The 12,729-nt window shown below is 70.1% G+C and carries 9 protein-coding genes and 1 pseudogene; 2 read left to right on the plus strand and 8 right to left on the minus strand.

Features of this window, described 5'->3' with window-relative positions; translation table 11 throughout:
• Positions 1-176: 176 nt before the first annotated feature.
• The 8 genes from GQ57_RS05765 to glcD form a co-directional block, all read right to left on the minus strand.
• Entirely contained in the window at positions 177-821 is a 645-nt protein-coding gene (locus GQ57_RS05765; RefSeq protein WP_031400845.1) for a response regulator, read from the minus strand.
• A 28-nt stretch (positions 822-849) separates the two neighbouring features.
• On the minus strand, positions 850-2,232 hold the full coding sequence (locus GQ57_RS05770) for a cache domain-containing protein (protein WP_031400846.1): 1,383 nt from the start codon (positions 2,230-2,232) through the stop codon (positions 850-852).
• Positions 2,233-2,342: 110 nt separating this feature from the next.
• Positions 2,343-3,905 carry a sensor domain-containing diguanylate cyclase gene (locus tag GQ57_RS05775; protein ID WP_031400847.1) on the minus strand — a complete coding sequence of 521 codons (1,563 nt, stop codon included), beginning with the start codon at positions 3,903-3,905 and terminating at the stop codon, positions 2,343-2,345.
• 572 nt (positions 3,906-4,477) lie between these two features.
• Entirely contained in the window at positions 4,478-6,652 is a 2,175-nt protein-coding gene (locus GQ57_RS05780; RefSeq protein WP_034197353.1) for a malate synthase G, read from the minus strand.
• 34 nt (positions 6,653-6,686) lie between these two features.
• Positions 6,687-7,091 carry a GlcG/HbpS family heme-binding protein gene (locus GQ57_RS05785; RefSeq protein ID WP_031400849.1) on the minus strand — a complete coding sequence of 135 codons (405 nt, stop codon included), beginning with the start codon at positions 7,089-7,091 and terminating at the stop codon, positions 6,687-6,689.
• 20 nt (positions 7,092-7,111) lie between these two features.
• A complete protein-coding gene (gene glcF, locus GQ57_RS05790) occupies positions 7,112-8,332 on the minus strand; it encodes a glycolate oxidase subunit GlcF (RefSeq protein ID WP_031400850.1) in 1,221 nt (406 codons plus the stop codon).
• A 19-nt stretch (positions 8,333-8,351) separates the two neighbouring features.
• Positions 8,352-9,428, minus strand: coding sequence for a glycolate oxidase subunit GlcE (gene glcE / locus GQ57_RS05795; protein WP_031400851.1), 1,077 nt, complete (start codon positions 9,426-9,428; stop codon positions 8,352-8,354).
• Positions 9,428-10,927 (minus strand): glycolate oxidase subunit GlcD, encoded by a 1,500-nt coding sequence (gene glcD, locus GQ57_RS05800; protein WP_031400852.1) that lies wholly within the window; start codon positions 10,925-10,927, stop codon positions 9,428-9,430. The genes glcE and glcD overlap by 1 nt, the downstream gene beginning before the upstream one ends.
• A 220-nt stretch (positions 10,928-11,147) precedes the next feature.
• On the opposite strand from glcD, the gene glcC reads away from it, so the two are divergent.
• Together glcC and GQ57_RS05810 are read left to right on the plus strand one after the other, a co-directional pair.
• On the plus strand, positions 11,148-11,918 hold the full coding sequence (glcC, locus tag GQ57_RS05805; RefSeq protein ID WP_031400853.1) for a transcriptional regulator GlcC: 771 nt from the start codon (positions 11,148-11,150) through the stop codon (positions 11,916-11,918).
• Positions 11,919-12,208: 290 nt separating this feature from the next.
• Positions 12,209-12,649, plus strand: a pseudogene (locus GQ57_RS05810) (DUF6306 domain-containing protein); the annotation flags it as partial.
• Positions 12,650-12,729: the final 80 nt, after the last annotated feature.

Below are 12,729 nucleotides of genomic sequence, written 5' to 3' on the forward strand. Positions count from 1 at the left end.
ACCGGCGTCGGCGGGACCGCGCGCCGCTCGACGACGTCACGCGCCCGACGGCGCGGTTCGCCCGGATGCCGCCTGCCGAGTGAGGCGCAAGGATCCCGCCGCCCCGGAGGGAGCGCGATCCGGCGAATATGAAACGGGACGAAGAATCGTGACCGCGGCGCAGCCGATGCGCCGGACTACCGCCGCCGATGCTCGACCGCGAACTTGATCAGCTCGGCCTGCCCTTCGATCTCCAGCTTGCGCTTCAGATTGAGCCGGTGCGTCTCGACCGTGCGCACCGACAGCGCCGTCTGCTGCGCGATCTGCTTGCTCGACAAACCCTCGGCCAGCATGTCGAGGATGTCGCGCTCGCGCGGCGTCAGCCGGTCGAGCGGCGACGTGGTGGCGCGTGCGTGGATCATCCGCGCGGCGAGCCCTTCGCTGAAGAACGTCTGGCCGGCCAGCACCGCGCCGATCGCACGGACGATCTCGCTCGCGGGCGAATCCTTCAGCAGGTAGCCGCTCGCGCCGGCGCGCACGGCCTGCGTCACGTATTCGAGGTTGTCGTGCATCGACAGCATCAGCACGCGGATGCCCGGAAAGCGCTCGTGGAACACGCCCGCGAGCGTGATGCCGTTCATCCCGTTCATGCCGACGTCCATCAGCGCGAGATCGGGTTCGAGCGACGCGGCAAGCGCGAGCGCCTCGTCGGCGTTGCCGGCCTCGCCGATCACGGACAGGTCGGCCGCTTCGAGCCGCATCCGCAAGCCGTCGCGCACGAGCGGGTGATCGTCGACGAGCAGCAGTCGGGCGGCGGGCCGGGCGGTGTCGGGGGCGCTCATGGGCAAATGGTCTCCGGTGATGGGGGCGTCAGGCGGCGCCGGGCAGCGGCACGCGCGCGGCGACGATCGTGTGGCCGACCTGCGACGTGATCGTCAGCATCCCGCCGAGCGCGTCGAGGCGCTCGCGCATGTTGCGCAGGCCGATGCCGCGGCGGACGTCGGCCTGCGAGCGCTCGGCGTCGAAGCCGCAGCCGTTGTCGGCGATCGTCAGCGTGACGGATTGCGCGCCGACGTCGAGCGTGACGGCCGCGCGCGACGCCCGCGCATGATGCACGATGTTGCTGAGCGCTTCCTGTGCGATCCGGAACAGCGCGGTATTGACCGCCGCGGGCAGCGGGCGCGCGCCGCCGTGCGCGACCTGCGTATAGCCGATGTCGACGCCGCTTTCGGCGCCGAGCTCGCGGACGAGTTGCTCGAGCGCGGCCGCGAGGCCCAGATCGTCGAGCATCGTGGGACGCAGCGCGTGCGAGATGCGCCGCACCTCGCGCAGCGTGTCGCCGAGCCGCACGACGCCGGACGCCAGCGCCTGCTCGGCCTCGGGCACGCGCGCGGCGCCGCGTTCGAAGCGCGCGAGCGCGGATTCGAGCATCAGCTTCGCGGACACCATCATCTGGCTGATCCCGTCGTGCAGTTCGCGCGACAGCCGCGCCCGCTCCTGCTCCTGCGATTCGACCACGCGCTGCGCGAGCAGCTTGAGCTTCGCGTCGGCGCTGCGCGACTCGCTGACGTTCAGCACCAGCGCGCACACGGCGATCGCCGCCGCGCCCGTGAGCGCGATCGCGGTGAGCCAGCTCATCGTGCGCTCGATGTTCGCCGACGCGCGCGCGTCGATGCGCTGGAGCGCGGTGTCGACGTCGTCGAGATAGATGCCGGTGCCGACCATCCAGCCCCAGCGCTCGAGCGCGACGACGTAGCCGAGCTTCGGCGCGATGCGGCCGGTCGACGGTCGCTGCCAGGTGTAGCGCACGTAGCCGCCGCCGTGCGCGGCCGCGCCGATCAGCTCCTGGATCGTCAGCGCGCCCTGCGGGTCGCGCATCGACCAGAAGTTGTGGCCGACGCGCTCGGGTTCGCGCGGATGCATCAGCGAGTTGCCGTGCAGGTCGTAGACGAAGAAATAGCCGTCGGGGCCGAAATCCATCTTCCGCAGCATCTCGAGCGCCTGCATGCGCAGCATCGCGTCGTCGCGCGCGTTGCGGCCGCTCGCGTCGTAGAGCGGCATGATCGCGCTCGTCGCGAGCTCCACGTAGTGCTTCAGCTCGACTTCCTTGCTCGACAGGTACGCGGCCTGGATCGTCGCGTGCTGCGTGCGCGCGAGCGACGTGGCCTGCTGGCGCACGCCGAAGCCGATGCCGGCGATCGCGAGCAGGAACGGCACGATGGCCAGAAGGAAGATCTTTGCCTTGAGTCTCATGGTGGTGCGAAGCGGCCGCGCAGCCGCGCGGGCGGCTCGTCGAGGCGACATTGTCGGCGATTTTGCCGGCGGGCGGCGACGGCGGCGCGGCGGCCGCCCTGTCGTTCCGCTCAGGCCTGCCGCGTGGCGAGACCGCCGGGCGCGACCGTCTGCACGACGATGCGGTTGCGCCCGCCTTCCTTCGCGCGATACAGCGCGTCGTCGGCGAGCTTCAGCGCGGCCTGCATGTCGTCGTCGTGCTCGGGGTAGCTTGTCGTCACGCCGATGCTGACCGTCAGGCGGCCGGACGCGCACGCGTCGTGCCGGATGCCGAGATCGAGGATGCCGGTGCGGATCGCCTCGGCGATCGACACCGCGCCGTCGGTGTCGACGTCGGGCAGCACCACGACGAACTCCTCGCCGCCGTAGCGCGCCGCATAGTCGGCCGGGCGGCGCAGGCAGCCGGCGATGCAGTGGCCGACCGCGGCAAGCGCGTCGTCGCCGGCCTGGTGCCCCTGCGTATCGTTGTAGCGCTTGAAGAAGTCGACGTCGATGAACAGCAGCGACAGCGCGAGCTGCGAGCGTGCGGCGCGGCGCCATTCGCGCGCGAGCGTGACGTCGAGCATCCGGCGGTTGTCGAGGCCGGTCAGGCCGTCGGTGCGCGCGAGCGCCTGCAGCTCGGTTTCCGCGCGGTGACGCTTGCGCAACTGGACGTCGAGCAGCAGCGACAGGCAGACGAAGCCGATCGCGAGCACGGCCATTGCGGAGCCGATCGGAATCGCACGGTCGTACCATGCGGCATAGGTATCGGCTTCCGAGCGCGCGACCATGATGATGAGCGGCAGGTGGTCGAGGTGCCGGAACACGTACAGGCGGCGCACGCCGTCGATCGACGCAGTATCGGCGAAGCTGCCCTCGCTGGCGGTCATGAAATGCCGGAACGTGCTGGCGTGGCTGATGTCGCGGCCGATGATCGCCGGATCGTACGGCTCGCGCGCGAGCATCCTGCCGTCGGTGTTGATCAGCGCGACCGAGCCGCGATCGCCGAGCGACAGGCGCGAGAACAGGTTCTGGAAATATTCGAGCCGGATCGACATCACGGCGACGCCCGCGAACGACCCGTCGGGTTTCGAGATCCGCCGGCTGAGCGCGATGCTCGGCGAGCCGGCCCGCATGCGGGAGTGGTACGGATCGCTGACGTGCAGGCCCACGTCGGGGTGGTCGCGGTGCACGACGAAATAGGACGCATTGCCGAAGTTGGCCTTGCGCGGCACGTCGCTCTTGCCGTCGACCTCGATGTCGCCCTTGGCGTCGAGCACGTAGATGCCGCCGAGGTACTTGGCCGTCGTCGCGCGGTCGAACAGCACCTGGCGGCGCAGCGACATCGGCAGCGCGGCGACCGCGGGGTCGTTCATGCCTTCGACGACGGCCTGCAGCGACAGCGAATAGATCTCGATGTTGCGCTCGATGTCCCACGATGCCATCAGCGCGAGGTTCTGCTGCGTGGCGATCGCGCGCTCGCGCGCGTCGATGCGGCCCTGATACAGCACGATCGCGCACAGCATCAGCAGCAGCAGCGCGATCAGCAGCCCGGCATGGAAGATCAGGTGCGGCAGCAGGAACCGGCGCAGATGTGCGGCGACACGGCGCATCAGGCCGGATTCGCTGGGCATTGCGTAGTCGGTTTCTGCCATGATTCGTGGATCGATGGGCATTGCCGCCGGAAGGCAGGCCGATGCAATTGTTCGTATGACGTGTCGGCGGCGATCCGGTACGCAGCCATCCCGACGCCTTCCTGCCGGTCAGCGGAGAAAATGAACGCCGATTGTCGATAATCGCGGCCGGATATACCGGTAAATCACGCGTTTATTAGCGACATCTGCGGAGATTCGGCGATCCGGCGAATCGGGCAGTGCTCATTCGACGGAGTATAGCGCGCGCGTCCGCATGCGCGGAATATGTTGCGACCCGTTGATCCCGGTCAAATTACGGTGTAATCCCGGGCTTGCGAAATGCGGTCAGGGGGTTGCGGCGTATGGTTTTGCCGCCTGAAGGGTCGTGGCGTGCGGCGTGTGGCCGCCGATTCCATCAGGTTAACGGCAGGCGGACGGAGAAAATGAAGGCAACCGAAATGCGCGGATTATCCGTTTCAACGGTGAAACGAACGCGAAAATGAAAAACGGGCGGCCGCGGCCGCCCGTTTCGTGACACCGGTTTCAAGACATCCGGCAATTCCGCCATGCGGGACGCGCCCGCATGCGCCGGCTCAGCCGCCGTGCTGCCCTGCCTTGAACGCGAGCCGGAACCGGTGCAGCAGCGGCTCGGTATAGCCGCTCGGCTGCGACGTGCCCTGCAGCGCCAGCGCGCACGCGGCCTTGAACGCGGTCGACTGGTCGTAGTCGGGCGCCATCGGGCGATAGTTCGGGTCGCCGGCGTTCTGCTGGTCGACGACGCGCGCCATGCGCCTGAACACGTCGAGCACGAACGCTTCGGTGATCACGCCGTGGCGCAGCCAGTTCGCGATGTGCTGGCTCGAAATGCGCAGCGTCGCGCGGTCTTCCATCAGGCCGACGTCGTGGATGTCGGGCACCTTCGAGCAGCCGACGCCCTGTTCGACCCAGCGCACGACGTAGCCGAGGATGCCCTGCGCGTTGTTCTCGACCTCGCTCAGGATCTCGCTCTCGCTCCATGCGGCGCGCTCGACGACCGGCACGGTCAGCAGGCCTTCGAGCAGCGTGTCGCGTTCGCTCGCGTACGGCGTCTTCTCGAGCGCCTGCTGGACGGCCTGCACGTCGACGAGATGGTAGTGCAGCGCGTGCAGCGTCGCGGCGGTCGGCGACGGCACCCATGCGGTGTTGGCGCCGGCGCGCGGATGCGCGATCTTCTGCTCGAGCATCGCGTGCATCAGGTCCGGCATCGCCCACATGCCCTTGCCGATCTGCGCGCGCCCGCGCAAGCCGGCCGACAGGCCCGCGAGCACGTTGTTGCGCTCGTACGCGGTGATCCACGCCGACGATTTCATGTCGCCCTTGCGGATCATCGGGCCCGCTTCCATCGCGGTGTGCATCTCGTCGCCGGTGCGGTCGAGGAATCCGGTGTTGATGAACGCAACGCGCGCGGCGGCCGCGGCGATGCAGGCGGCGAGGTTCACGCTGGTGCGGCGTTCCTCGTCCATGATGCCCATCTTCAGCGTGTTGCGCGGCAGGCCGTACAGATCCTCGATGCGCGCGAACAGCGTATCGGCGAACGCGACTTCGACCGGGCCGTGCATCTTCGGCTTCACGATGTAGATCGAGCCCGTGCGCGAGTTGCGCTTCGCCTTCAGGTCGTGCAGCGCGCACAGCGTCGTGACGACGCCGTCGAGGATCCCTTCCGGAATCTCGTTGCCGTCGCGGTCGAGCACCGCGCCGTTGGTCATCAGGTGGCCGACGTTGCGCACGAACAGCAGCGAACGGCCGTGCAGCGACAGCGTGCCGCCGGCGGGCGCCGTGTATTCGCGGTCGTCGTTCAGGCGGCGGGTGAAGGTCTTGCCGCCCTTCGCGACTTCCTCGACCAGCGTGCCCTGCATCAGGCCGAGCCAGTTGCGGTAGAGCTGGACCTTGTCGTCCGCGTCGACCGCCGCGACCGAATCCTCGCAGTCGATGATCGTGCTGACCGCGGCTTCGAGCACGACGTCCTTCACGTTGGCGAGATCGGCGCGGCCGATCGGCGTGGACGCGTCGACCTGGATCTCGAGGTGCAGGCCGTTGTGCTTCAGCAGGATCGCGGACGGCGCGTCGGCCGCGCCCTGGTAGCCGACGAATTGCGCCGGCTGCGCGAGGCCCACGCTGCCCTGCGCGGTTTCGACGGCGAGCTGGCCGTCCTGCACGCGGTAGCGCAGCGCGTCGCGGTGCGAGCCGCTCGCGAGCGGCGCCGCGTTGTCGAGCACGTTGCGCGCGTAGTCGATCACGCGCTGGCCGCGCGTCGGGTTGTAGGTCGCGGTACGTTCGGCGCCGCCGTCCTCGGGCAGCGCATCGGTGCCGTACAGCGCGTCGTACAGGCTGCCCCAGCGGGCGTTCGCGGCGTTCAGCGCATAGCGTGCGTTCGACAGCGGCACGACGAGCTGCGGGCCGGCCTGCGTCGCGATCTCGCTGTCGACGTTCGCGGTGGCTGCCGCGACGTTCGACGGGGCCGGCACGAGGTAGCCGATCCGTTCGAGGAACGCGCGATACGCGGCGTGGTCGCGCACGGGGCCGGGGTGCGCGCGGTGCCAGGCGTCGAGTTCCTGCTGCAGGCGGTCGCGTTCCGCGAGCAGCTCGCGGTTGCGCGGCGCGAGGTCGTGCACCAGGGCCGAGAAACCGCTCCAGAACGCGGCCTTGTCGATGCCGGTGCCCGGCAGCGCTTCGTTTTCAATGAACTGGCTCAGCGCTGGCGCGACTTGCAGTCCTGCTTGGTCGATCATCGTTAATCCTCCCGGGGAAAAAATCGCGCGCGGCTCAGGCCGAGACGCTTTGTGTGCCGGCGCGGGCAATCTGCGCGTCCTGCTCCGACTTTACGCCAGACACGCCGATCGCGCCCGCCGCCCGGCCGCCGACCATGACCGGCACGCCGCCTTCGAGCAATCCCGTCAGCGGCGCGCTGAGAAACGCGGTACGGCCACCGTTGATCATATCCTCATACGCCTTCGTCTCGCGCCGGCCGAGGGCGGCCGCGCGCGCCTTGTCCTGCGCGATGCTCGCGCTGGCCGGCGATGCGCCGTCCAGCCGCGCGAACGCGAGCAGATGGCCGCCGTCGTCCACGACGGCGATCGACACGGCCCAGCCGTGGCGTTGCGCTTCCGCGCGCGCGGCGGCCAGCATGCGGTCGGCGTCGGCGAGTTCGAGTTCGGGTTTCGTCTGCATGGCTTTCCTCCGGCATCCGGTCAGTTGACGAGGCGGTTGTCGACCAGCTCGATCCAGTGGCGCACGGGCGTGCGGCCCGCGCCGTTCAGGTGAGTCTGGCAGCCGACGTTGGCCGTGACAATCAGGTCCGGCCGCGCGGCCTCGAGCGCATCGAGCCGGTTGTCGCGCAGGGTCGTCGCGAGTTCCGGCTGGGTCAGCGAATACGTGCCGGCCGAGCCGCAGCACAGATGGCCGTCGGCGACATTCGTCAGATCGAAGCCGAGCCGCGTCAGGATGCCCTCGACCGCGCCGCCGAGCCGCTGCGCGTGCTGCAGCGTGCACGGGCAGTGGACCGCGACGCGGCGCGGCGTCGCGTCGGCCAGCGCATCGAGCGGCTCCGCCGCGATCACCTCGGCGAGATCGCGCGCCAGCGCGCTGACGCGCCGCGCCTTCTCCGCATAGGCGGGGTCGGAACGCAGCAGGTCGCCGTATTCCTTGACGAACGCGCCGCAGCCGCTCGCCGTCAGCACGATCGCCTCCGCGCCGGCCTCGATCGCGGGCCACCATGCGTCGATATTGCGGCGTGCGCGGGCGAGGCCGGCGTCCTGCGCGTTCAGGTGGTATTCGGTCGCGCCGCAGCAGCCGGCCTCGCGCGCCGGGGTCACGCCGATGCCGAGCCGGTCGAGCACGCGCGCGGCGGCCGCGTTGGTGTTCGGCGACAGCGACGGCTGCACGCAGCCCTCGAGCATCAGCACCCGCCGTGCGTGGCGGACGGCCGGACGCGGCGCGGCCGCCGGGGTGGCGGCCGGGATCTTGTCCCGCAGCGTGCCGGGCAGCAGCGGGCGCAGCGCGCGGCCGGCCTTCAGCAACGCGGCGAACGTGGCCGGGCGCGGCACGACGTGACGCAGCCCCGCGCGCAGCAGGCGTTCGCGCGCGGGCCGCCGTGCATGCTTCTCGGCTTCGGCGCGGCCGATGTCGAGCAGCGTGTGGTAGCGCACGCCGGACGGGCACGTCGTCTCGCAGTTGCGGCACGTCAGGCAGCGGTCGAGATGCTGCTGCGTGCGCTCGCTGCACGGCTCGCCTTCGAGCAGCTGCTTGATCAGGTAGATGCGGCCGCGCGGCCCGTCGAGCTCGTTGCCGAGCACCTGGTAGGTCGGGCAGGTCGCGTTGCAGAAGCCGCAGTGCACGCACGCGCGCAGGATCGCTTCCGCTTCGTCGGCCCGGGCAAGGGCCTTGCTTGCTTCGCTGAGGGTGGTTTGCATCGGCGGGTCGTTTCGAGGGTCAGAGATCGGCGTACAGGCGGCCGGGATTGAAGATCGCGTGCGGGTCGAGCCGCGCCTTGAGCTGCCGGTGCACGCGCAGCAGCGCGGGCGGCAGCGGCTGGAACGGCTCGTGCGTCGCGCCCGCCGTGAAGCAGGTCGCGTGGCCGCCCCATTGCGCGGCGAGCCGCTGCACGTCGGCCGGCGCGGCGTCGCTTTTCAGCCAGCGCTGCGCGCCGCCCCAGTCGGCGAGTTGCGCGCCGGGCAGCGCGTCGAGCGGCGCGGCGGCCGGCGCCGAGACGCGCCACAGCGGGCGCGGATCGTCGAAGAACGGCAGCGCGAGGTCGCGCAGCCGCGACCAGAATGCGTCGTCGCGGCCGTCCATGCGGTCGCCGCCGATCGTGGCGACCGCCGCCTTCACCGAGCCCTCGCCGCCCTCGATCCGCACGCGCAGCACGCCGTCGGCGTGGCACGCGCCCGCGAGCGGCAGCCCCGCGCGCCGCCAGGCGGCGACGCGCCGTACGGCGTCGCCCGCAGTGAGCGGCAGCGCGAGGTCGGCCGTCGCGCGCGGCTTCGGCAGCACCTTCAGCGATACCTCGGTCACGACGCCGAGACAGCCGAAGCTGCCCGCGAGCAGCCGCGACACGTCGTAGCCCGCGACGTTCTTCATCACCTCGCCGCCGAAGCGCAGGTGCTTCGCGCGGCCGGTGATCACGCGGCAGCCGAGCACGAAATCGCGCACCGCGCCGGCCCACGGGCGGCGCGGCCCCGACAGCGCCGCCGCGAACATGCCGCCGACCGTGGCCGCGCCGCCGAACGACGGCGGCTCGCACGGCAGCATCTGGCCGGCCGAGTCGAGCATCGCCTCGAGTTCGGCGAGCGGCGTGCCCGCGCGCGCGGTGACGACGAGTTCGGTCGGGTCGTACGACACGACGCCGCGATGCGCGCGCAGGTCGAGCGTGCGGCCTTCGACGGGGCGGCCGAGGAAGGCCTTCGTGCCGGCGCCGCGGATGTGCAGCGGCTGGCGGTCGCGGATCGCCGCGTCGACCTGCGCGACGAGCGCCGCGCCGGCATCGGTCGATTCGATTTCGCGTCGCATCAGAAGCGCTCCAGTTCGGGAAACGGCAGCTTGCCGTGATGGACGTGCATCGCGCCGAATTCGGCGCAGCGGTGCAGCGTCGGGATGTTCTTGCCGGGATTGAGCAGGCCCTGCGGATCGAACGCGGCCTTCACCGCGTGGAAGAACGCGATTTCGTCGGTGTTGAACTGCACGCACATCTGGTTGATCTTCTCGCGCCCGACGCCGTGCTCGCCGGTGATGCTGCCGCCCGCCGCGACGCACAGCTCGAGGATCCTGCCGCCGAGCGCTTCCGCGCGGTCGAGCTCGCCGGGCCGGTTCGCATCGAACAGGATCAGCGGGTGCATGTTGCCGTCGCCGGCGTGGAACACGTTCGCGACCGGCAGCCCGTATTCGGCGGACAGCGCGGCGATGCCTTCGAGCACGCGCGGCAGTTCGCGGCGCGGGATCGTGCCGTCCATGCAGTAGTAGTCGGGCGACATGCGGCCCACCGCGGGAAACGCGTTCTTGCGGCCGGCCCAGAAGCGCTGGCGCTCGGCTTCGTCGCGCGCGACGCGGATGTCGGTCGCGCCCGCGTCGCGCAGCAGCGCGGCGACGCGCTCGGCGTCCTCGTCGACGTCGGTCGGCGCGCCGTCGAGCTCGCACAGCAGGATCGCCTGCGCGTCGACCGGGTAGCCCGCATGGATGAAATCCTCGGCCGCGCGGATCGCGAGGTTGTCCATCATCTCGAGACCGCCGGGAATCACGCCCGCGCCGATGATCCGCGCGACCGCGGCGCCGGCTTCGGCGACGTCGTCGAAGCTGGCCATCAGCACCTTCACGTTCGGCGGCTTCGGCAGCAGCTTCACGGTCACTTCCGTGACGATGCCGAGCATTCCTTCGGAGCCGGTGAACAGCGCGAGCAGGTCGAAGCCCGGCGCGTCGAGCGCATCGGCGCCGAGCGTGAGCGTGTCGCCGTCGATCGTCAGGATCTCGACCTTCAGGATGTTGTGCACCGTGAGGCCGTATTTCAGGCAGTGCACGCCGCCCGCGTTTTCGGCGACGTTGCCGCCGATCGAGCATGCGATCTGCGACGACGGATCGGGCGCGTAGTACAGGCCGTACGGCGCGGCGGCCTGCGAGATCGCGAGGTTGCGCACGCCGGGCTGCACGCGCGCGGTGCCGGCGTCGGGGTCGATGTCGAGAATCCGGTTGAACTTCGCCATCACGAGCAGGAGGCCTTTTTCGAGCGGCATCGCGCCGCCCGACAGCCCCGTGCCCGCGCCGCGCGCGACCACCGGCACGCCGAGCGCGGCCGCGACGCGCAGCACCGCGCGCACCTGCTCGACCGTGTCGGGCAGCACGACCGCGAGCGGCACCGTGCGGTAGGCGGCGAGGCCGTCGCATTCGAACGGCTTGAGCGCCTCGCGTTCGTGCAGCACGTCGAGGCCGGGCGCCGCCGCGTGCAGCGCGGCGACGAGCGTGTCGCGGCCGACGGTCGCCAGCGGGCCGTCGATCCGTTCGTCGTAGATGAAACTCATCGGTCTGTCTCCACCATGCATGGCGGCCGCGCAAGGCGCGACACGCCGGATGGACGCGATTCTTGGCGGGCCGGGCGTGCATGTCCAGACGTCTTTCTTGTGGTCATACCAGTTTTTCGGACGGGGTTCCGGCAGGCGCCGTGGAATGAGCCATGAAATCCAGCACGGATAAGGCTTTGTGAGAAAATCGACGAACTCATTCCAAAGTGGTCATACCAGTATGGAAATCCAGGATCGGGAAAGGCCGGCGCGGCGCGTGGCCGACGTCGTCGCCGAACGGATCGAGCAGCTGATCGTCGACGGCGTGCTGAAGGCCGGGCAGGCGCTGCCGTCGGAACGGCGGTTGACCGAGAAGCTCGGCGTATCGCGCACGGCCGTGCGCGAAGGGATGAAGTTGCTGCACGCGCGCGGGATCATCGACACGGCGCACGGCAAGGGGTCGTTCGTCGCGAGCCTGACCCCGCAGCGCGAAATCACGCCGATGATGCACCTGCTCGGTTCGCAGCCGCGCACGCTGTACGACCTGTTCGAGGTGCGCGGGATGCTCGAGGCCGAGGCCGCGCGGCTCGCCGCGCTGCGCGGCACGCCGGCGGATTTCATCCTGATCCGGCGCCGCTACGAGGAGATGACCGCGGCCGATGCGCAGGACCTCGATCCCGCTGCGCGCGCGAAGCTCGACCACGCGTTCCATCTCGCGATCAGCGAGGCGTCGCACAACCCCGTGCTCGTCAACACGCTGCAGTCGCTGACCGACCTGCTGCTCAGTTCGGTGTTCGCATCGGTGAACAACCTCTATCACCGCGAACCGCTGAAGAAGCAGATCGACCGCCAGCATGCGCGGCTCTACAACGCGGTGACGGGGCGGCTGCCCGACCAGGCGCGCAAGGCGGCGAGCGAGCATATCCGGCAGTGCGTCGATTATTTGAGGGAGATCGAGCAGGAGGAGCAACGGCTCGTGCGGTCGACGTTGCGGCTCGAAGGGTGGGCGTGAGCCGGGCGGGGCCGCCGGCCGTGCGCCGGCGTTGACGGGTATCACGCACAGCGAACCGTCTGACGACGCGTGTCACACGGGCATGTCACACTGTGTTCCATTTTTCGTGTGGTCGCCGCCGTCCGCCCGATGCACGGGCCGGTCGCGTGCGCCGTGTCTCGCCGCCGTGCATGACGGAGTCGCGTCGGGCCCGTCGGACGGTGCGCCACCCATCCCGAAACGGAGCACATCGCATGTCGAACCGGACCCGCGACGACGGCCCCGCCCGAACGTCAGATCCCCCCGACGGCGCGCAGCGCGACGCGCTGCTCGCGTTGCTGAACGAACTGCTGGAAGCCGAGCGGGCTGGCGCGCGCATCGCGTCGGAGACGGCGGCGGCAATCGACGATGCCGAACTTCATCGTCTTGTGGTCGGTATCCGCCAGGATGACGCGCATTGGTGCACGGTGCTGGACGATGCGATCCGCTCGCTCGACGCGACGCCGACGCTTGCCACCGGCGCGTTCCATGAAACCGCGATGGCGATCGACGACGTGCGGGAACGGCTCGCATTCCTGAACCGGGGGCAGCGCTGGGTCGTGCGCAAGCTGCAGGCGATGCTGCCGACGCTCGACGTGCCCGATCTGCACCACGCGCTCACGCTGATGCTCGTGTCGCATGAGAAGAACATCGGGTCGGTCGACGCGCTGCTGCGGGTCAAGGACGGGGCCGGCGGCGCGGTGACGCCGTGACGTGAAGAACGCCCTTCGTGGGGGCGTGTCGATGTGCGATTCGCGCCGACGCCGCGGCGCGCTTCATCACTTCGGCGGTT

Source organism: Burkholderia sp. MSh2 (assembly GCF_000731655.1).
GTDB classification, from domain to species: Bacteria; Pseudomonadota; Gammaproteobacteria; order Burkholderiales; family Burkholderiaceae; genus Burkholderia; species Burkholderia paludis.

What these genes read in the sequence shown, in the direction of transcription:
- GQ57_RS05765 (WP_031400845.1), bottom strand. Translation starts at nt 821, where the DNA reads ATGAGCGCCCCCGACACCGCCCGGCCCGCCGCCCGACTGCTGCTCGTC.
- GQ57_RS05770 (WP_031400846.1), bottom strand. Translation starts at nt 2,232, where the DNA reads ATGAGACTCAAGGCAAAGATCTTCCTTCTGGCCATCGTGCCGTTCCTG.
- GQ57_RS05775 (WP_031400847.1), bottom strand. Translation starts at nt 3,905, where the DNA reads ATGGCAGAAACCGACTACGCAATGCCCAGCGAATCCGGCCTGATGCGC.
- GQ57_RS05780 (WP_034197353.1), bottom strand. Translation starts at nt 6,652, where the DNA reads ATGATCGACCAAGCAGGACTGCAAGTCGCGCCAGCGCTGAGCCAGTTC.
- GQ57_RS05785 (WP_031400849.1), bottom strand. Translation starts at nt 7,091, where the DNA reads ATGCAGACGAAACCCGAACTCGAACTCGCCGACGCCGACCGCATGCTG.
- glcF (WP_031400850.1), bottom strand. Translation starts at nt 8,332, where the DNA reads ATGCAAACCACCCTCAGCGAAGCAAGCAAGGCCCTTGCCCGGGCCGAC.
- glcE (WP_031400851.1), bottom strand. Translation starts at nt 9,428, where the DNA reads ATGCGACGCGAAATCGAATCGACCGATGCCGGCGCGGCGCTCGTCGCG.
- glcD (WP_031400852.1), bottom strand. Translation starts at nt 10,927, where the DNA reads ATGAGTTTCATCTACGACGAACGGATCGACGGCCCGCTGGCGACCGTC.
- glcC (WP_031400853.1), top strand. Translation starts at nt 11,148, where the DNA reads ATGGAAATCCAGGATCGGGAAAGGCCGGCGCGGCGCGTGGCCGACGTC.